The following is an 18,801-nucleotide window of genomic DNA, read 5'->3' as shown; positions in this document are numbered from 1 at the left end:
AATTAAAAAATTAAGCAGAGTTTCTACTCGCGTTTGTATTTCCGAAAAGAGATCTAGTTACTATTTTTTCATAAACCTTAATAAGTTCATCATTAGGTTGAGTCGCTTTGTTCAATTCGTTAATTCTTAATAAAGCATATTGCTGTATCGTTAAGAGCGGCAATACAATACGCTCTCTCATATCTATTGAAGCTTTACCATCAGGATAATTTTCCATAAGGTCTTTATGCCCTGCAATTTTCAACAACAAACGTTTTGTTTCTAAAAATTCATCGTAAATGATTTGCCAAAACTCACCAAACTCTGGGTCTTTTCGCATATAAGCTGTTAAAGGAAAAAATGATTTTGCCAAAGACATCATACTATTTTCCAATAATGTTTTTACAAATAATGAATTTTTATATAGATTATTAACTTTATCCCATTCGTTATTATCTTCGAAATACTTCAAAGCGGTACCCACTCCAAAAAAACCAGGAACATTTTGTTTCAATTGACTCCAAGAACCCACGAAAGGAATTGCTCTCAAGTCACTAAATTCTAAATTCTCGGATGTGCTTCGCTTAGAAGGACGACTTCCAATATTTGTTTTTGCATAGTATTTTAAAGTACTCATTTGCTCCAAATACGGTATAAACTTAGGATGATTCTTAAAACTCAAGTATTTTTCATATCCTAATTCAGACATTTTATCCAATATTGCTTTATCTTCCTGAGATAACTTGTTTTTGGTATTATTAAATACCTGATTGGTCACTCCAGCACTCAAAAGGTTTTCTAAATTATATCGACAAGAATCTAAGGTTCCAAAATTTGAGCTAATGGTTTGCCCTTGAATCGTAATCTGGATTTCTTTATTTTCAATTTGAGGACCTAACGAAGCATAAAACTTATGCGTTTTTCCACCACCACGAGCAGGAGGTCCACCTCTACCATCAAAAAATATAGCCTGAACATCATATTTTCTGGAGATTTCAGTAAGGGCTTCTTTTGCTTTATAAATACTCCAATTCGCCATTAAATAACCACCATCTTTTGTTCCATCAGAAAAGCCTAACATTATGGTTTGCTTGTTTCCTCTTCGTTTTAAATGTGCAGCATAAGAGGCATTGGTGTATAATTTCTCCATAATTTCATGAGCATGTTGCAAATCGTCAACAGACTCAAAAAGCGGAATAATATCAATAGTTGCTTCTTCCCAATTGCTTAATTTTATCAAAGCAAATGTTTCTAGAACATTCAATGCACTTTCGTTATTACTAATAATATATCGATTGGCACCAAATTCTCCATTGTTTACTTGAATAGTTTTCACAGCTTGTATTGATTCTAATGTTTGTCTTGTGATGACATTATCAAAAACATTTGGATCTAAATCACCACTAACATTTTCAAGTACTTCAAATTTTTCCTGCTCAGAAAGAGTAAAATAGTTATCAGGAAAAACTTCAGTATTTGACTTTAAATAAAAATTCACGACATCTTTAAAAACTGCATCATGTATTTTGCTGTTTTGTCTAATATCTAAAGTGGCGAAATGAAATCCGAATAAATTTACACGTATCAATAAGGCTTCCAAATCATCTAAATACAATGATTGATGTTGTTCAATAATGATGGTTTTGATTTTATGTATTTGCTCCTTGAATTCTTCTAAAGTGATAAAAATTTCCCCTTTGGAATAAAAAACAGAACGATATAATTTTTGCTCTAATTCAGAAATCAACACATCAACTCCAGAGAAAGTAAGTTTTCGTTTTAAATTTCTAATTTCAAAATAGTAGCACTTTAAAATTGAAGTTCTTAAACGCTCAGCTACTTTAATAGTAATTTCAGTAGTAACAAATGGATTTCCATCTCTATCTCCTCCTGGCCAAAAACCAAGTTTTATTAATGGATTTTGAATAGTCGTTCCATCAAAGACATTTTTTTCTAAATAATGAATCATCTCTCCAGATGTATTATAAAACACATTTTCTAGATACCAAATCAAACTAATTGCTTCATCAAACGGATTAGGCTTTTCGTTTTGAATAAATGGTGTTTTACCTAGTTGCGCTAATAACTGCTTAATTTGAATAAGATCATTTTCTCTAATTGCAGCTGTTAAATCATTAATTATTCCCAAAACAGGACCTGGATAGAACTGTGTAGGGTGAGCTGTCAATACAGTACGTACATTAAAGTTTTCTAAAAAAGCAATTAGTTCTTTTTGCTTGTTTTTAGCATCTGTTTTCTCCTTAATATCACGCAATGAACCCCTTCCTTCCATATTATTTACTGAAGAAAAAGCTGCATCTTCAATTGCATCAAACAGTACAATTTGTCTCTCTATATACTGAATGAAACGAAACATTAAATCGATAGCTTCATCCTCTGTAGCGTTGTTTAAATATTTAGCAGAGAAAAAATCTACAATTTCTTTTGGAGTTTGTTGTTTCTTGAAACCTTTTTCACAAATATCTGTAAACAAAGGAAGTAAAACTCCAGTGTTGTCCACAGAATCAAAAGGTAATGTTATAAAAACACTATTATATATATGATATTTAGACAAAACATCTCTATTGAATCGTTCAATTTTTGGGAGGGTATACATAATTAATTTAGTTGTTTATTTTGGCTTAATAGTTGGTTTGTATGGTGAAAAAAATAAAAATATAACATCAAAAATCATTATCAGCTACTAATGTAACAGTAAGCGGCTATTTTGATTCGTTTAAATTATTTTTTCATAAAAAAACCCCAAGAATCAACTTGAGGTTATATTAAAAATATAGCAATCAAGTCATTACATCTCCTTAAAGATGGTATGCATTAAACGCTTCTTATCATTGATACTTTCTTCTAATGAAATCATTGTTTCTGTTCTGTATACACCATCGATATCATCAATCATGAAGATAACATCTTTTGCGTGTTTAGTATCTTTTGCTCTAATCTTGCAAAAAATATTAAATTTACCCGTAGTTACAGAAGCTACCGTTACAAATGGGATTTCATTAATACGCTCTAAAACAAATTTAGTTTGAGAAGTATTATTTAAAAATACACCAACATAAGCGATAAATGAGTAACCCAATTTATCATAATCCAATACCAAAGAAGATCCCATGATAATACCAGCATCTTCCATTTTTTTAACTCTTACATGTACTGTACCTGCAGAAATTAATAATTTTTTTGCGATATCGGTGAAAGGAACTCTTGTGTTGTCAATCAACATATCTAAAATTTGATGATCTACTTCATCCAAACGAAATTTACTCATAATTCTTTAATTAATATTACTGTTTTAAGGCAAGAATGTCTACAAATATAAGAAAAAATCAATATTTTGATAAAAAAATTAAACTTTAATCATTCCATTAACAAAAACAACCGTGTCATCCAATGAAAAATCGGCTATTTGATTAACTTTAGGCAAATTACCTTGGTTGTCTGAATACAAAGCACCTTGTGCATCATATTCGTAATGACCAAAATAAGAGTCTAAATTATCGATTGCTGCGATGTAAGCTTTAAAATTTACTTTCCCATCAATCAATTCTTCCTTATATTGAACAGCAAAATTCGTTATAATTTCATTACCATCATAATTTATTTTGATATTTTTATACATAAAATCATAAAAAACCACTTTATTTTGAGGAATATTCAAATATTGACTTATTTCATTATCAACTACATCGTTTTCGAAAAGTGTAGCAAAACTCACGAGTAAAGAAATGAAGATATACTTTCTCGTTTCTTCACGTAAATAATCGTCAGGAAAATGCCCTGCTTCAAACAAAATTGTCGGAACACCCAAACTTTGAAACGTATCGCCAATACAATTAATATTAAAAGAATCATCAAAACGCCCCACTTGCCCTGGAATATAATTTTGTAAAACGCTATTAATATTGTTTATAACTCTAATAGCATCAAGTCTTGTTGCATTAATATCTCTTTCTTCATTATAAGAAGGAGCTAAAAAAGACACAGTTGCTGGCTTTCCAGAATCAGCAACTCCAAAAATTGTTCTTTGATCATGAAGATTAAAACAATAATCTGGCTGAAAAACCTCAAAAACACCTCTCAAAACTAAACTTTCAGGCTGCGTCAAGTCTTGAGCATCTCTATTTAAATCAACTTTATTGGCATTTTCACGAGTATACAAATATGCTCCATCAGGATTTAAAATTGGAATAGCCAAAAAAGTGAAGGCCTCCAAAAGCATTTTTGCCAACTCCGTTTCGCTATTCAAAAGAGTAATAAAATCCAAAAGTGCTTTTGTGGTCGTGCTTTCATTACCGTGCATCTGAGACCATAAAAAGATTTTTGTCTTTCCTGTACCAATTTGATAGCTATATATTGGCCTTTCTTGAACAGAGTTGCCTACGTGTTTAACTTGATTATTTGTATTATGTTTTTTTAGAATTGGCAAAATTGCTTCCAAAGTCAAATACCTTCCTTGTACCGATTGTTCCTTAAAATTGAGGAATAAATCTAACGCTTCCATATTTTTATTTTTTGTTTTACAAAAATATACATCTTTAAAATTACAATTGTAAACTATTATTTTTTTTTTAAAATACAATCATACAATTAAAACTATTCAATTTCCATCAAATCGTAAGAGAACAATAAAATACACAAATAATCAATTTAATATATTAAATAATCAATTTATTAAATACTATTATCTAAATTAAAATTTTAATAAATATTAAACTATTAGTCACTATTAATATGCTTAATTTGTTTTATGAGAACAATTAATTACATTTGTAAAGACTCATACTGTCAAAATAATTCACAATGGTAAACTTAGATATTTTCATTAAAAGACTAGAATATATCCTTGACTATTACAGTATGAATGCGGCTACTTTTGCCGATAGAATTGGCGTACAAAGATCTAGTTTGTCTCACCTCCTTTCTGGTAGAAACAAACCTAGTTTGGACTTTGTTTTAAAAATAGTAGAAGAATTTCCGGAGGTAAATCTATATTGGCTTCTAATTGGAAAAGGCAGTTTTCCTGATGAACAAAATTCAAATATAGAAAATCATACACCTCCTATTCTACCCAATCCTTCTGGATCAGAAAAAGAAAAATCTAAAATTCAAGAAGAAAACGCGACAAATGAAGTACCGACAAACTTTTCAATAAGTAGTACTTCAAAACAACAAATTGAAAAAATTATCTTTTTTTACAAGAATGGTTCTTTCAAAGTATACGAACAAGATTAATGTTTTTAAAAGAAGAAAAAACTAATTACCAATCATATCCATTTGTTGGAATTTTTCCTTCTACTCCAACGAAGTGTTTTTTTAACTCATTCAAGTCAGCTTCATAATTAGAAGTTGGAAAAAATGGTTCCCCTAAATTTACTTCTTTTTTTCCAAAATCAAATGCTACTGGAACAATAGGCACTCCTGCCTTTAGAGCTATATAATAAAAACCCGTTTTCAATTGAGATACTTTTTTACGAGTTCCTTCTGGAGCAACCGCTAAACGAAATTCATCTCTTCTTTTAAATATAGAAGCTATGGCATCAACTTTATTCAACCCTCCACTTCTGTCTAAGGGTTCACCTCCCATATATCTAAAATAATAATTAAACGGAAACGTAAAAAGCTCTTTTTTGCCAATCCAATTCATTTCTAAACCAACGATACCTCTTGTAAAAACACCTAAATAAAAATCGTGATTACTAGTGTGTGGCATTACCATCATAACACACTTTTTGACCTCATTTTCGATACCACCAACAATCTTCCAGCCCATTAGGTCAAAAAAGATCCACTTATAAATTTGCTTTTTCATTGTTTTATAAATATTGAGCAAAATAAATGATTAAAATGGTATTTTTGAATAAATTTAATTTGAAATGCTAAAAAAACTTTTTAGTTACCTTATCCCTATAAATATTTACAAATCGAAATCATCTGTTAGCAAAAGCATTGAAGTTACATGGACTAATGGTGAGCTACTGATTGATTCTGAAAACACAAACTATTCCTATGGTAGTTTGCAGCGCATCCTTAGAATAGGACTTCGAAAAATTGGTTTCAATACCATTCAATCTATGGATACTATTTTAGTCCTTGGTGTGGCTGGAGGCAGTGTAATTAAAACATTAGTTAATGAAATCGATTTTAAAGGACAAATTACAGGTGTTGAAATTGATAAAGAAATAATTGAAGTTGCAAATTCTTACTTCCAACTTGACCAAATTCCTAATCTAGAAATAAAAATACAAGATGCTCTCGATTTTGTTTTGAAATGCAAAGATCAATACAATTTGATTATCATTGATGTTTTTGAAGATCTTCAAATGCCTAATTTTTTATTTGAACCTTATTTTAGAGACAAAACTTTATCGCTTTTAAAAGACGGCGGCTACATACTTTTTAACACAATGACACTTAACGAAACCGACAATACTAGAAATAAAAAATTTATTGAAGGTTTTAAAAACACTAAATTCAAAATCAACTCCATCCCAAGAATCGAAAGACACAATGAGTTAATTTTAGTACAGCCAATCAACCAAAAGAGATTTCAAAAAAACTAAGCAAACATTTTATTGATCTTCATAAAAAGTAAAGTCCAAGAAACTTGAGAGCTTTCCAAAAAAAACTCCAAAATCTATTGACTTTGGAGTTTATTAAAATCTGTGGGCGATGAGGGGTTCGAACCCCCGACCCCCTCGGTGTAAACGAGGTGCTCTGAACCAGCTGAGCTAATCGCCCTATTGCGTGTGCAAATATACAGCTAGAATTCGTATTTGCAAGACTTTTTTTTAAAAAAAATCAAAAAAATCAAACCTAATTCTATTAAAACCTCACGTACAGCAATTTAGTTTTAAACAGTAAGTCCATTATTTTTTTGAATTCCATTTTCAGAATGGTACATTTGAAACATAAATAAAAACCAATGGGAAGATTTAAAGAAAACGATTTACCAAAAGCTAAAATCACGGCCTCTTCAATAAACAAAGCCAAAATTATTTTCAAATATGCAGGCAAAAATACTTGGAAATTTTACCTCGGATTATTATTCCTTTTACTAACAAGTGTAACAGCACTAGCTTTCCCTAAGTTTATGGGAATGTTGGTAGACTGTGTTAATAAAAAAGATAGCGGTTTGGCTAATCAAATTGCATTAGGATTAGGATTAGTGCTAATTCTACAATCTGTTTTTTCTTTTTTTAGATTGTCACTTTTCGTAAATTTTACCGAAAATACTTTGGCTAATGTAAGATTAGCATTGTATAAGAATTTGGTCAAATTACCAATGTCTTTTTTCTCTCAGAAACGTGTAGGCGAATTGAACAGCCGAATCAGCAACGATATTAGTCAAATTCAAGACACCCTAACCACGACCATTGCCGAATTTTTGCGTCAATTCATTCTGATTATAGGAAGTTTTGTGATGTTGGCTAGTATCAATATCAAGTTGACTATAATGATGATTTCTGTTGTTCCGCTAGTTGGTGTTGCTGCAGTGTTTTTCGGTAGATTTATTCGTAAATATTCTAAAAAAGTTCAAGATCAAGTAGCTGAAAGCCAAGTTGTAGTTGAAGAAACAATGCAAGGCATTAGCATAGTAAAAGCCTTTGCCAACGAATGGTATGAAATTGAACGCTACACTACAAAAATTAGAGAAGTCGTAAAAGTGGCTATAAAAGGTGGACAATTGCGCGGTTATTTTGCTTCTTTTATTATTGTTTGTTTGTTCGGAACAATAGTAGCCGTAGTTTGGTATGGTGTACAATTAAGCATTGCTGGCGAAATCACTGTTGGTGAATTATTCACCTTTATTCTTTATTCGAGTTATGTTGGTGCTTCCTCTGGTGGCATTGCCGAATTGTATGCGCAAATGCAAAAAGCCATTGGTGCTACCGAACGTGTTTTTGAATTATTAGAAGAAATTCCAGAAAAAATCAATAGCACAGAAAATCAAAATTTTCCAAAAATAAAAGGAGATGTATCATTCGAAAATGTTGCCTTCACCTACCCTTCTCGTAAAGAAATTCAAGTCTTAAAAGAAATAAGTTTTACCGCCTTATCAGGTCAAAAAATTGCTATTGTTGGGCCAAGTGGCGCTGGAAAATCTACTATTGCCTCTTTGTTATTGCGCTTTTATGACACTACAGGAGGTAGTATTACCATTGACAACAAAAATATGCTGGATTATGATTTGGAAGCTTTACGTGGCAATATGAGCATTGTTCCTCAAGATGTAATTTTGTTTGGAGGAACCATTAAAGAAAATATTGCTTACGGTAAACCCAATGCTACCGAAGAAGAAATTATGTTGGCCGCTAAACAAGCCAACGCGCTACAATTCATTCAAGGTTTCCCAGAACAATTTGAAACTGTGGTCGGAGAAAGAGGAATTAAACTTTCTGGAGGTCAAAGACAGCGAATTGCTATCGCAAGAGCATTGCTAAAAAACCCAAGTATTTTGATTTTGGATGAAGCCACTTCATCTTTAGATAGCGAAAGTGAAAAATTAGTCCAAGAAGCTCTTGAGATTTTAATGGAAGGAAGAACAAGCATCATTATTGCGCACCGTTTATCAACGATTCGTAGTGCGGATCAAATTTTGGTTTTAGATCAAGGACAAATTACCGAAAAAGGAACCCATCAAGAATTGATTGCCATAGATAATGGTATTTATAAAAATTTAAGCAACCTGCAGTTTAGCGATTTCTAAAAAAACTTCAAAAAAGGTTTATATTTCGATTTAAAAATTTCACTACAAATTAACAAATGTTATCACTTGAAAAACAATTGATTATACGAATTTTGATTCGTTAAAATCAACGCAACGATAACATTTTTAATTTGTAACAAAATGAAAAACTTAGCCTTTTTAACTGGAGTAATAACTGTTTCATTTTTAATTTTCACAATTGCCTTTTGTCAATTTGAAACTTCTTTTACGATTATGAATATTTTGTTCATAATTGGTAATTTTTTAATTGTTTTGATGGTGTATCGAGTACTGAAAAGTATGACTACTACCTCGAAAACCTTTAATGATTGGTATGAAGATCAACCAAAAATGAAAGATTAAACTAAACTATTTTCTATTCGGAAATAAAGCAAATCTTCAGAAGATGTTAAACAGCCATTTTTATGGAAGCATAACTCAATAATAGGTATATTTTACCTTTTTTAACAGCAGTAGCTTTCATCTTTTTACGGTCAATGGAAGAACCTTTTCCTAGAAAATTAACGGGAATTTTTAATTTTTCAATTTCAAAACTCACTTCAACTTTTTGAGGTAAAACGTCTTTTGCTTTTTGATACTCCAACGCCATTTGATACGCGCCATCTTTTTTGGTATTGATTTCAGTGGTATGCAAACGTTTCGCTTTTTGGTCCAACCATACAGTAGCTATCGAAAAATCGGCTTTAGGATCTGTGGGAATAATGTTAAGGACTTTACAGAGTCTGCCGTTTTTTACTTCTTTTCCCCTATCAACAGTGATATAAGGATATTCCGTTAGACTGTTAAGTGAAAAATCCAATCCTCTTTTGGGCAAAAGCACAAAATCTTTTGCATCAATTTTCATTCTCTTACCACGATTATAGTTTAATGTTGCTTGCTTTGTTGGCATATTAATAAAAGAAATATCAACGTCCAAGACCAATTTCGCAGTGAAAGAAGATACAGAATCCATTCGTTGCTTTAACAACAAAAAATCTTTGTCTATTTGTTGTGAAAAACAAGTAAAGCTAGTAATGACAAAAAGGGCAATGAAAAAATACTTCTGCATTATTCTAGGTCTTTTTTAATGAATAAATAACTACCAAAAAGTGCCGTTGCTACTGTATAAATGAACAATAAAACAGTATTAAAACTTACTTGCTCCCATTCCACTTCAGGATAAAAAAAGTATTGCCAACTGTCAATTAGTTTTACATAAGCCCACTGGTTTAAGAAAGTAGAATTTAAATCTATTTTTAGCAATAAATTAGTAAAAACCAGAAAAAAAGTAGCCGCAATCCAAGTGGCTGTGGCTTCTTTTATAATGATTGCCAATGTCATACTCACCACTGTATAAAACAACATTGAAAAACCTCCAGAAATAAAGGCAAAAAGAATACGCTCCTTCGCTTCTTCATTAGTGAAAAAATTAAGTGATTCTAAATACACAATCAAATCACCTTGTCCAAAAAGCATATTAGACAGCAAAACAGAAGTTAAAGCAAGAAAAGACAAAACAAGAATCGTTAGTTGCAATGCAACCAAATATTTAGACAGGATAAAACTCACTTTTTTCACAGGTTGCAAAAAGGTAGCTTGAAGTGTTTTGTCTTTATATTCTGTGGTCATCATTCCAGATACCAAAATCATCAAAATCAAAGGCAAATGAAACCAAAGTGTATTCAATAACAGATAAATCATTAGATTACCATTCAACAGTTTTCCTTTAAAATAAAAGGATTTTCGAAGGTTTTCCAATAACAATTCTATGATTTCTGTCCCTTGAAAATAAGCTCCCACCAAAACCAATCCTTCGATGATCAAAATGGCGGCCAATGCCCAATAGGTTCTTTGCTGTTTAAAAAGTTTAAACCATTCAATTCTCATTAACTGCCACATCATACCTATATTTCAAAAAGTTCTTTCATACTGTAATCAGGAATACAAGATTCTACACTAATACCTTCAATAAGTAAATCTTGCAGTAGTTTGCTAATTTTATCTGAGTCAATGGCTACCCACACCATTTGACCTCGTATCTTGAATGAATAGTTTTTTAGGGCTTGTGCACTACTTATTCCTTTTCCATACAGAGCATATCCAATGGTATGAGTTGAAAGAATGTCTTGGGTAGGACCACTGTGAATCATTTCACCACCTTTGAGCACATACAAACGGTGGCAGCATTTGGCCAATTCTTCAGTGATATGAGAGGATAAAATAATGGCTAGTTTTTTTTCTTCACAGAGCTCTAATATCAAATCACGCAAAGCAGCCACTCCTACTGGGTCTAACCCATTAAAAGGTTCATCTAAAACCAAAACCGCTGGCTGATTTAACAATGCTATTGCAATAGCCAACCTTTGCTTCATTCCCATTGAAAAACGACTTACAGGATCTTTACGTTTAGCATCAAGTCCCACTTGTAAAAGGCATTCATTAACAAAAGCAGTGGTCGCTTTTATCCCTTGCAAACCAGCAAACAACTTGATATTTTCTGCCGCTGAAAGGTATTCATAAAGACCTGGCTTTTCGATAATTCCACCCAATGGTTTTGCGTGATGTTGAGGCAAGGTTACCGTCCCACTATCTGGTTGAATGAGTCCAAAAATAATTTTGAATAAAGTTGTCTTTCCTGCACCATTGGCCCCCAACAAACCAACCATTTCACCTGGTGCACAATGCATAGAAACCCCGCGAAGTACTTCTAAATTACCATACGATTTGTAAATATTTTGTACATCCATTATTGCGAAATGTTCATTTGGATTGTGTTGAAATTAAACTTAGAACGATAACTTGGTTCCAAAAAAGTACGATTCCAAAACTTCTTTTTAAATAGAAACAAAGGATCATTTACCATAAAATAAGGGATAAAATGATACCATTTTACTCCTTTTTGTGTATAATATTCCATTACTTGTTTTTCCAATCCTAACTCTTCAGCAGCTACGAGTGCAGCCATCCGTTGGCATTTTGAGATGATATAGGTATCACAAATACGTCTGTTAAATCCGTGGATAAAAAACTGATCTTTGGCTCTTTTATAGTTTTGAAAACGAGACCAACCATCCGCTAAGACCAAAAAAATATGGAAAAAGGAGAACAAGAAACATGCTATCCATAAAATGATTAACAACAAACCTTGATGTAACAAAGCATAGCGCAATTGCACACCATAAAACCAAGCTTCAAGAACAAAAAGAATCAAAGAATAATACAACAATTTACCCACCTTCAAATAGGAAATAAATAATGGCGGTTGTTTGGGTAAATTTGCTATAATCATAAATTAAACTGAGGATTTATTTTCTTTGAACTCATTAGTATCAATCACCAAACATTTTCTTTATTGAGTTCTAAATAAATACTTTACCAAAATAAGAAAAAACTATTAATTAAAAACGAAATATTTTTTACAATAGAAAATAAAATATCAGCATAAAAAAATCCACTACCTACTTCAAGAGTAGATAGTGGATTGAAAAAATTGTTGATTAGTTTTATCCTCTAATCAATTTTCTGTATTTCAAACGTTTTGGGGTCAAATCGCCACCTAAACGTTTCTTTTTGTTTTCTTCATAATCAGAGAAACTACCTTCGAAGAAATACACTTCTGAATCGCCTTCAAACGCTAAAATGTGTGTACAAATTCTATCTAAGAACCATCTATCGTGCGAAATAACTACGGCACAACCAGCAAAATTCTCTAAACCTTCTTCAAGTGCACGTAACGTATTTACGTCCAAATCATTCGTAGGCTCATCTAAAAGCAAAACGTTACCTTCTTCTTTCAAAGTCATCGCTAGGTGTAAGCGATTGCGTTCTCCACCAGAAAGCATTGATACTTTCTTGTTTTGCTCGCCCCCTCCAAAGTTGAAACGTGACAAATAAGCTCTAGAATTCACTTGCTTACCCCCCATCATAATCAATTCTTGTCCATCGGCAAAATTTTCCCAAATCGATTTATTTGGATCTATATTTGAATGCGATTGGTCAACATAAGCGATTTTTACGGTTTCTCCAACAGTAAATTCACCGCTATCCGTTTGTTGTTCACCCATAATCATTTTGAAAATAGTTGATTTACCAGCTCCATTCGGACCGATAATTCCAACAATTCCTGCTTGAGGCAAAGTAAAGTTCAAGTTGTCGTATAAAAGCTTTTCTCCAAAAGCTTTGGCAACATTTTTCGCTTCAATCACATTAGTTCCTAAACGAGGACCATTTGGAATATAGATTTCTAATTTTTCATCTAATTGTTTTTGGTCTTCATTCAAAAGTTTGTCGTAGTTCTGCAAACGCGCTTTTTGCTTGGTTTGACGACCTTTTGCACCTTGACGTACCCAGTCCAACTCACGCTCTAAAGTCTTTCTACGTTTAGAAGCCACTTTTTCTTCTTGAGCCATACGATTCGATTTTTGATCCAACCAAGAAGAATAGTTTCCTTTCCAAGGAATACCTTCTCCACGATCTAATTCCAAAATCCAACCTGCCACATTATCCAAGAAATAACGGTCGTGTGTCACTGCAATTACAGTTCCTGCATATTGTGCTAAATGTTGTTCTAACCACAATACAGATTCGGCATCTAAGTGGTTGGTTGGCTCATCTAAAAGCAATACATCTGGTTGCTGTAATAACAAACGACATAAAGCTACACGACGACGCTCTCCACCTGAAAGATTTTTGATTGGTGTATCACCTTCAGGAGTACGTAAAGCATCCATGGCGATCTCTAATTTGGTATCGATTTCCCAAGCACCTAAAGCATCGATTTTGTCTTGTAAAGCAGCTTGACGATCCATTAACTTGTCCATTTTGTCTGGATCAGAATAGTTTTCTTCAAGACCAAACAAGTCATTGATTTGGTTGTATTCTTCAAGAACTGCCATAGTTTCAGCAACTCCTTCACGAACAATCTCAATTACTGTTTTGGAATCATCCAAAATTGGTTCTTGCTCTAAATAACCAACGGTATAGCCAGGTTGAAAAACAACATCCCCTTGATAATTTTTATCAACTCCAGCAATAATTTTTAAAAGAGAAGATTTACCAGAGCCATTAAGACCCAAAATACCAATTTTGGCTCCATAAAAGAAACTCAAATAGATGTTTTTTAATACCGGTTTATCTGCACCTTGATAGGTTTTGCTCAATTTCTGCATCGAGAAAATGACCTTCTTATCGTCTGACATATTTTAAGTTTATTTGTTTATTGTTTTATACACGTCCTTTCAAAGAGCTAAAAACCCAAGCATTGGCTAAAAATCCAATTCCAACCGCTGCAAATCCCCATCCAGATACGTCTCTGTAGCGAAAAGCCCCCAATGCTATAAGTAATAATCCCATTAAAATCATTATAAATGTAGCCCATCCTAAGATGGTATTTTTATTCATTCCCATAATCGTGGTATTTTATTTTTTTTCGGAACTGCAAATATCGTTATTTTTTATAGATTTTGGAACAAAATTCTTATTCCTGATATAAAATCATTGCGCTATGAGCAGGTATAGTGACGGTTTGATTTTGAGTATTCTCCCCTGATTTTAGAGAAATTGCTTCACCATTACAAGAAATTGTCCAAGTTCCTTCCAATGCACTTGTTTTTTCAACAGTATCACCATTATAATATACTCTTATATTTTTCCAAGCATCACCATTGGCATAATTTTTTAATGTATAGCCTACTAATAGAGGATCATTTGTACTTAAAAAATCCAAATGCTGTTGTATCATTTTTTCTGTAGTCATTTTAAAAGCGGGATGCGCTTTACGAAGTGCTACTAAATTTTTATAATAGTGATACAATTCTTTGTTTTCATGTTTCCAATTCCAATCGATTTTGTTAATACTATCTGGGGAATTATAGGAATTCTCAACTCCTTTTTTAGTACGTTTCATTTCAACACCCATATGCAAAAAAGGAATACTTTGAGAAGTCAAAACAATAGTATTCGCCAATTTATCCATTACCACCAATTCTTTTTCAGAAGCAGTAGGATTGGCAATTTTTAGCTTATCAAACAAAGTATTATTATCGTGGCAAGAAACATAACCAATAACTTTAGTTGGGTTATCAGCATATGGAAACTGTGCATAACTTCTGCTTTTATCATACTTTATTTGTGGATGATTAGTAGAAGCAACGATACCAAATTCTACTATTTCTTTGAGATTTTTATTCCCACTTACAAATCCTTTATCTTCAACATTAGACCAATGTCCTTTTACCCCATCTCTTATATCATCTGAAAAAACGGCGATATCATTCAACTGCTTCACATGGTTTTTCAAGGCTCTTTTCTCGAAAGGAAGTGGTGAATCTCCTGCCGTCCAGCCTTCTCCGTACAAGAAAATGGTGGGGTCAATTTTTTTGAGTTCTTTTGAAATCAAATTCATAGTTTCGATGTCATGAATAGCCATCAAATCAAAGCGAAAACCACCAACGTGATGTTCCTTTACCCAATATTTTAGCGATGAAAGCATGAATTGACGCGCCATAATTCTGTCAGAAGCAAATTCATTTCCACAAGCCGAAGCATCGGAACGTTTACCATCAGTCCAATTTCTGTAATAATAACCTGGAACCAATTGGTCAAAAATATCAGTGGAGCTAGTGTGATTATATACTACATCCATCACCAATCGAATATTGGCTTGATGCAACGCAAGCACCATTTCTTTATATTCTTTAATCCTCACCAACCCATCAAAAGGATCGGTTGCATAAGAACCTTCTAGAGCATTATAATTTTGTGGATCGTACCCCCAATTGTATTGTGGCTTATCTAAAGTAGCTTCGTCAATAGATTTGTAATCAAAAACTGGAAGCAAATGAAGATGGGTAATTCCCAATTCTTTTAGATGATCTAATCCAGTACTTTCGCCATAACTATTTTTAGTGTTGGTTTCTGTTAAACCAAGAAATTTACCTTTGTTTTTGATACCTGAAGAGGGATCTATAGAAAAATCACGAACGTGAGCTTCATATAAAACAATATCAGCAACAGATTTCAGTTCAGGCTGTTTGTCCTTTTTCCAATCTGTTGGATTTATACTTTTTGGATTAAAAATTAGCCCACGGTTACCGTTAACCCCAACTCCTTTGGCGTAAGGATCGGGCATTTCTTTAGACCATTTACCTTCATTTTTTGCTTGTAAAGTGTAATAGATATTATGGTAATCTCCTTTTAATTCGATTACCCAAACACCTGTCTTGGTTTCGTAAGTTAAATTTTTTGTAGCAATAGCATTGCCTCCATTGCCTTTTGCATAAAGATGTAACTGAACTTCTTCAGCATTAGGACTCCACAGCTTTAAAATCGTCTTTTGGGGAGAATAAGTAATCCCTAAATCCTCTTTTAAATACACTGGATAAGCATCAAATGAGGTGTATTTTATAGTATTCGTTTTAGAATTTTGAGCTTTAGCCCAGGGCATCATTAAAAGTAATCCAATACTCAAAATGATATTTTTTAATAAAGTAGTCATATGTACTTAATTGAAAATTTTATACAACATTTCTTTTAGCAAGTCACCATTCGAAAGTGCATTGGCTCCTACTCCTTTGCTTTTTACATCGATATCTCGTAAAGAGCCAACAATTTGGCTAACTTTTCTCATCGGATAATTTTTAACCGCCACATCATAATCTTTTAAGAAATATGGATTAACACCTAATACAGCCGCTACATTTTTTGGATTTTTATCTTTCAATCCATGATATTTGAGTAGTTGCACAAAAAAACTAAAAATCAATCCTGTTGTCATTACTAAGGGATTGTCTTTGGGATTTTGTGCAAAATTCTCGGCAATGGTATACGCTTTTAGTTGATTCCTTTCTCCAATCGCTTTTCGAAATTCAAAAACATTAAAATCTTTACTTAAACCTATATTCTCCTCAATATGATGCGCTGTAATGGTACTTCCAGCAGGCAATATGATTTTAAGTTTTTCAAGCTCATTGTTGATTCTGCTCAAATCGGTACCTAAAAATTCGACCAACATCGCTGAAGCTTTGGGTTCGATAGCGTATTTTTTTCCTGCCAATACTCTTTTAATCCAATCTCCAACTTGGTTTTCATACAATTTCTTGCTTTCGTACACCAAACCATTTTTAGCCAAAACTTTGGTGACTTTTTTTCGTTTATCTAGTGTTTTATACTTGTAACAAAACACCAAAACGGTTGTAGGCATTGGATTTTCGGCATAGCTTTCTAACTTATCAATGGTTCTCGAAAGTTCTTGAGCTTCTTTTACAATCACCACTTGACGTTCTGCCATCATTGGATAACGCTTGGCGGTACTTACAATATCTTCTACAGAAACATCACGACCATACAAAACCGTTTGATTAAATCCTTTTTCCTCTTCGGTTAAAATTGTTTCCTCAATATAATCAGATAGTTTATCAATATAATAAGGTTCTTCACCCATTAAAAAATAAATAGGTTTAATATTTCCAGCTTTTATATCGTTAACAATCTTTATTACTTCGTCCATTCTATTTTTATTCGAGTTTCTAATTTCAGGCCTTGTTTCAACAACGTGAAACTTTAGACTCAAAACCTAAAACAATTTTATATTTTTGCAGTATGCAAGAACTTAATTTTCCTTCTTACTCTTTCCGATTCAAAAATAGCGAAAATAAAGTGTCTATTTTTGATGAAATACGTAAAAAGTTTATCATTCTTACTCCTGAAGAATGGGTACGTCAGCATGTAGTTCAATTTTTGATGCAAGAAAAAAAATACCCAAAATCCTTAATAAATGTAGAAAAAGTGCTACACGTTAATGGTTTGCGAAAGCGCTATGATATTGTAATTTTTAATCCTAATGGCGCTATTCACGCATTAATAGAATGTAAAGCTCCACATATCACTATAAGTCAAGCTACTTTTGATCAAATTGCACAATACAATATGACATTACAATCCCAATTTTTGATGGTAACCAATGGTTTGAATCATTATTATTGCACAATGGATTTCGAAAATGAAAAATACGAATTCCTAAGATCAATCCCAGAATATGGTCCTATATCTCAACAAACTTCTTAAATTCAACCATGAAATTAGCCGTAGTTATACTTAATTGGAATGGACAATCTCTTTTAGAACAATTTCTTCCAACGATTATTCAATATTCACCAGAAGCCACCATTTATGTGGCTGATAATGCATCTACAGATAATTCTGTGGCTTACGTGAAAGCTAATTTTCCCTCAGTCAAAATCATTATCAATAAAGCCAATTATGGATTTGCTGGGGGCTACAACGAAGCTTTACAGAATGTAGACGCCGATCTGTATGCTTTGGTAAATTCAGATATTGAAGTTACTGCCAATTGGTTACAACCAATTATCGAAACGTTTAAAAACGAGCCCAAAACAGCTATCATCCAACCCAAAATATTAGACTTTAAAAACAAAGAATACTTTGAGTATGCTGGTGCTGCAGGTGGTTTCATTGACAAATATGGTTTTCCGTTTTGCAGAGGACGTATTTTTGATACGCTTGAAAAAGATAACGGACAATATGATAATAGTATCGAAATTTTTTGGGCATCTGGAGCTTGTTTCTTTATTCGCTCAGAAATTTATCACGAATTAAACGGATTTGATTCCGATTTTTTTGCGCATCAAGAAGAAATCGATTTGTGTTGGAGAGCCATCAATTTAGGTCATATTATAAAATATGTTCCAAATTCCGTTGTTTACCACGTAGGAGGAGCAACATTACAACAAGGTAATCCAAGAAAAACAGAATTGAATTTTAGAAATTCATTGTTTATGTTGACCAAAAATTTACCAAAAGCAACTTTATACCAAACCCTTTTTCTTAGAATGGTATTGGATGGAATTGCAGGGCTACAATTTTTAGCAAAAGGTAAGCCTAAACATTTTTTGGCAATTTTGAAAGCGCATTTCGCTTTTTATCAGTATTTTAGCAAGCAATTTAAAAAGAGAGGAGCTTATCAAAAAAAGTCATATTACAAGGTAAATAGCATCGTCTATACTTATTTTATTAAGAATGGCACTGTTTTTGAAAGCTAGTTTAACAATATTTTATACCTAGGTATTCATATTAAG

The 18,801-nt window shown here is 32.6% G+C and carries 18 protein-coding genes and 1 tRNA gene; 6 read left to right on the top strand and 13 right to left on the bottom strand.

Going from position 1 to position 18,801, the window contains the following annotated elements:
• Positions 1-10 precede the first annotated feature (10 nt).
• The 3 genes from FLAVO9AF_RS05035 to FLAVO9AF_RS05025 form a co-directional block, all read right to left on the bottom strand.
• On the bottom strand, positions 11-2,596 hold the full coding sequence (locus FLAVO9AF_RS05035) for a phosphoenolpyruvate carboxylase (RefSeq protein ID WP_159685268.1): 2,586 nt from the start codon (positions 2,594-2,596) through the stop codon (positions 11-13).
• A 192-nt stretch (positions 2,597-2,788) separates the two neighbouring features.
• Positions 2,789-3,268, bottom strand: coding sequence for an Lrp/AsnC family transcriptional regulator (locus FLAVO9AF_RS05030; protein ID WP_159685266.1), 480 nt, complete (start codon positions 3,266-3,268; stop codon positions 2,789-2,791).
• A 78-nt stretch (positions 3,269-3,346) separates the two neighbouring features.
• Positions 3,347-4,501, bottom strand: coding sequence for a M14 metallopeptidase family protein (locus tag FLAVO9AF_RS05025; RefSeq protein ID WP_159685263.1), 1,155 nt, complete (start codon positions 4,499-4,501; stop codon positions 3,347-3,349).
• A 299-nt stretch (positions 4,502-4,800) separates the two neighbouring features.
• Between FLAVO9AF_RS05025 and FLAVO9AF_RS05020 the strand changes: the two genes are divergently transcribed.
• Positions 4,801-5,232 carry a helix-turn-helix transcriptional regulator gene (locus FLAVO9AF_RS05020; protein ID WP_159685261.1) on the top strand — a complete coding sequence of 144 codons (432 nt, stop codon included), beginning with the start codon at positions 4,801-4,803 and terminating at the stop codon, positions 5,230-5,232.
• A 25-nt stretch (positions 5,233-5,257) separates the two neighbouring features.
• Here the strand turns inward: FLAVO9AF_RS05020 and FLAVO9AF_RS05015 are convergent, their stop codons facing one another.
• A complete protein-coding gene (locus tag FLAVO9AF_RS05015; protein ID WP_159685258.1) occupies positions 5,258-5,809 on the bottom strand; it encodes a 1-acyl-sn-glycerol-3-phosphate acyltransferase in 552 nt (183 codons plus the stop codon).
• Positions 5,810-5,873: 64 nt separating this feature from the next.
• On the opposite strand from FLAVO9AF_RS05015, the gene FLAVO9AF_RS05010 reads away from it, so the two are divergent.
• Complete coding sequence (locus FLAVO9AF_RS05010; protein ID WP_159685255.1) at positions 5,874-6,560, top strand: spermidine synthase; 687 nt, start codon at positions 5,874-5,876, stop codon at positions 6,558-6,560.
• 103 nt (positions 6,561-6,663) lie between these two features.
• On the opposite strand, the gene FLAVO9AF_RS05005 is transcribed toward FLAVO9AF_RS05010, so the two are convergent.
• A tRNA-Val gene (locus tag FLAVO9AF_RS05005) sits at positions 6,664-6,738 on the bottom strand.
• A 184-nt stretch (positions 6,739-6,922) separates the two neighbouring features.
• On the opposite strand from FLAVO9AF_RS05005, the gene FLAVO9AF_RS05000 reads away from it, so the two are divergent.
• Both FLAVO9AF_RS05000 and FLAVO9AF_RS04995 read left to right on the top strand, forming a co-directional pair.
• Positions 6,923-8,707 (top strand): ABC transporter ATP-binding protein, encoded by a 1,785-nt coding sequence (locus tag FLAVO9AF_RS05000; RefSeq protein ID WP_159685253.1) that lies wholly within the window; start codon positions 6,923-6,925, stop codon positions 8,705-8,707.
• Positions 8,708-8,848: 141 nt separating this feature from the next.
• Complete coding sequence (locus FLAVO9AF_RS04995) at positions 8,849-9,070, top strand: hypothetical protein (protein WP_159685250.1); 222 nt, start codon at positions 8,849-8,851, stop codon at positions 9,068-9,070.
• A gap of 46 nt (positions 9,071-9,116) precedes the next feature.
• Here the strand turns inward: FLAVO9AF_RS04995 and FLAVO9AF_RS04990 are convergent, their stop codons facing one another.
• From FLAVO9AF_RS04990 to holA, 8 genes are all read right to left on the bottom strand, one after another.
• A complete protein-coding gene (locus FLAVO9AF_RS04990) occupies positions 9,117-9,776 on the bottom strand; it encodes a hypothetical protein (RefSeq protein WP_236552275.1) in 660 nt (219 codons plus the stop codon).
• Positions 9,776-10,609, bottom strand: a complete 834-nt coding sequence (locus tag FLAVO9AF_RS04985) for an ABC transporter permease (protein WP_236552274.1) — start codon at positions 10,607-10,609, stop codon at positions 9,776-9,778. Before FLAVO9AF_RS04985 ends, FLAVO9AF_RS04990 begins: the two co-directional genes overlap by 1 nt.
• 2 nt (positions 10,610-10,611) lie before the next feature.
• Positions 10,612-11,454 (bottom strand): ABC transporter ATP-binding protein, encoded by an 843-nt coding sequence (locus FLAVO9AF_RS04980; RefSeq protein WP_201296278.1) that lies wholly within the window; start codon positions 11,452-11,454, stop codon positions 10,612-10,614.
• Positions 11,454-11,996, bottom strand: a complete 543-nt coding sequence (locus FLAVO9AF_RS04975) for a hypothetical protein (RefSeq protein WP_159685248.1) — start codon at positions 11,994-11,996, stop codon at positions 11,454-11,456. Before FLAVO9AF_RS04975 ends, FLAVO9AF_RS04980 begins: the two co-directional genes overlap by 1 nt.
• A gap of 214 nt (positions 11,997-12,210) precedes the next feature.
• Positions 12,211-13,905: an energy-dependent translational throttle protein EttA gene (gene ettA / locus FLAVO9AF_RS04970; RefSeq protein ID WP_159685245.1), complete on the bottom strand. Its 1,695-nt coding sequence runs from the start codon at positions 13,903-13,905 to the stop codon at positions 12,211-12,213.
• A 25-nt stretch (positions 13,906-13,930) separates the two neighbouring features.
• Positions 13,931-14,113 (bottom strand): CAL67264 family membrane protein, encoded by a 183-nt coding sequence (locus FLAVO9AF_RS04965; protein ID WP_159685243.1) that lies wholly within the window; start codon positions 14,111-14,113, stop codon positions 13,931-13,933.
• A gap of 70 nt (positions 14,114-14,183) precedes the next feature.
• Positions 14,184-16,202 carry a type I pullulanase gene (gene pulA / locus FLAVO9AF_RS04960; RefSeq protein WP_159685239.1) on the bottom strand — a complete coding sequence of 673 codons (2,019 nt, stop codon included), beginning with the start codon at positions 16,200-16,202 and terminating at the stop codon, positions 14,184-14,186.
• 6 nt (positions 16,203-16,208) lie between these two features.
• Positions 16,209-17,213 (bottom strand): DNA polymerase III subunit delta, encoded by a 1,005-nt coding sequence (gene holA / locus FLAVO9AF_RS04955; RefSeq protein WP_159685236.1) that lies wholly within the window; start codon positions 17,211-17,213, stop codon positions 16,209-16,211.
• Positions 17,214-17,305: 92 nt separating this feature from the next.
• Here holA and FLAVO9AF_RS04950 point away from each other — a divergent pair, with 92 nt between their 5' ends.
• The gene (locus FLAVO9AF_RS04950; protein ID WP_159685233.1) at positions 17,306-17,770 is read left to right on the top strand and encodes a type I restriction enzyme HsdR N-terminal domain-containing protein; all 465 of its coding nucleotides are present in this window, start codon (positions 17,306-17,308) and stop codon (positions 17,768-17,770) included.
• A gap of 8 nt (positions 17,771-17,778) precedes the next feature.
• Positions 17,779-18,765: a glycosyltransferase family 2 protein gene (locus FLAVO9AF_RS04945; protein ID WP_159685231.1), complete on the top strand. Its 987-nt coding sequence runs from the start codon at positions 17,779-17,781 to the stop codon at positions 18,763-18,765.
• The last annotated feature ends 36 nt before the right edge of the window (positions 18,766-18,801 follow it).

Origin of the sequence: Flavobacterium sp. 9R (assembly GCF_902506345.1) — a bacterium.
GTDB lineage: Bacteria > Bacteroidota > Bacteroidia > Flavobacteriales > Flavobacteriaceae > Flavobacterium.
This window is presented reverse-complemented; position numbering and strand designations above follow the sequence as displayed.

Bases quoted from the DNA above. Each gene is read 5' to 3' on its own strand.
- FLAVO9AF_RS04990 (WP_236552275.1), bottom strand. From the start codon at position 9,776: ATGCAGAAGTATTTTTTCATTGCCCTTTTTGTCATTACTAGCTTTACT.
- FLAVO9AF_RS04985 (WP_236552274.1), bottom strand. From the start codon at position 10,609: ATGATGTGGCAGTTAATGAGAATTGAATGGTTTAAACTTTTTAAACAG.
- FLAVO9AF_RS05010 (WP_159685255.1), top strand. From the start codon at position 5,874: ATGCTAAAAAAACTTTTTAGTTACCTTATCCCTATAAATATTTACAAA.
- ettA (WP_159685245.1), bottom strand. From the start codon at position 13,905: ATGTCAGACGATAAGAAGGTCATTTTCTCGATGCAGAAATTGAGCAAA.
- FLAVO9AF_RS05035 (WP_159685268.1), bottom strand. From the start codon at position 2,596: ATGTATACCCTCCCAAAAATTGAACGATTCAATAGAGATGTTTTGTCT.
- FLAVO9AF_RS04980 (WP_201296278.1), bottom strand. From the start codon at position 11,454: ATGGATGTACAAAATATTTACAAATCGTATGGTAATTTAGAAGTACTT.
- FLAVO9AF_RS05030 (WP_159685266.1), bottom strand. From the start codon at position 3,268: ATGAGTAAATTTCGTTTGGATGAAGTAGATCATCAAATTTTAGATATG.
- pulA (WP_159685239.1), bottom strand. From the start codon at position 16,202: ATGACTACTTTATTAAAAAATATCATTTTGAGTATTGGATTACTTTTA.
- FLAVO9AF_RS04975 (WP_159685248.1), bottom strand. From the start codon at position 11,996: ATGATTATAGCAAATTTACCCAAACAACCGCCATTATTTATTTCCTAT.
- FLAVO9AF_RS04950 (WP_159685233.1), top strand. From the start codon at position 17,306: ATGCAAGAACTTAATTTTCCTTCTTACTCTTTCCGATTCAAAAATAGC.
- FLAVO9AF_RS05020 (WP_159685261.1), top strand. From the start codon at position 4,801: ATGGTAAACTTAGATATTTTCATTAAAAGACTAGAATATATCCTTGAC.
- FLAVO9AF_RS05015 (WP_159685258.1), bottom strand. From the start codon at position 5,809: ATGAAAAAGCAAATTTATAAGTGGATCTTTTTTGACCTAATGGGCTGG.
- holA (WP_159685236.1), bottom strand. From the start codon at position 17,213: ATGGACGAAGTAATAAAGATTGTTAACGATATAAAAGCTGGAAATATT.
- FLAVO9AF_RS04945 (WP_159685231.1), top strand. From the start codon at position 17,779: ATGAAATTAGCCGTAGTTATACTTAATTGGAATGGACAATCTCTTTTA.
- FLAVO9AF_RS05025 (WP_159685263.1), bottom strand. From the start codon at position 4,501: ATGGAAGCGTTAGATTTATTCCTCAATTTTAAGGAACAATCGGTACAA.
- FLAVO9AF_RS05000 (WP_159685253.1), top strand. From the start codon at position 6,923: ATGGGAAGATTTAAAGAAAACGATTTACCAAAAGCTAAAATCACGGCC.
- FLAVO9AF_RS04965 (WP_159685243.1), bottom strand. From the start codon at position 14,113: ATGGGAATGAATAAAAATACCATCTTAGGATGGGCTACATTTATAATG.
- FLAVO9AF_RS04995 (WP_159685250.1), top strand. From the start codon at position 8,849: ATGAAAAACTTAGCCTTTTTAACTGGAGTAATAACTGTTTCATTTTTA.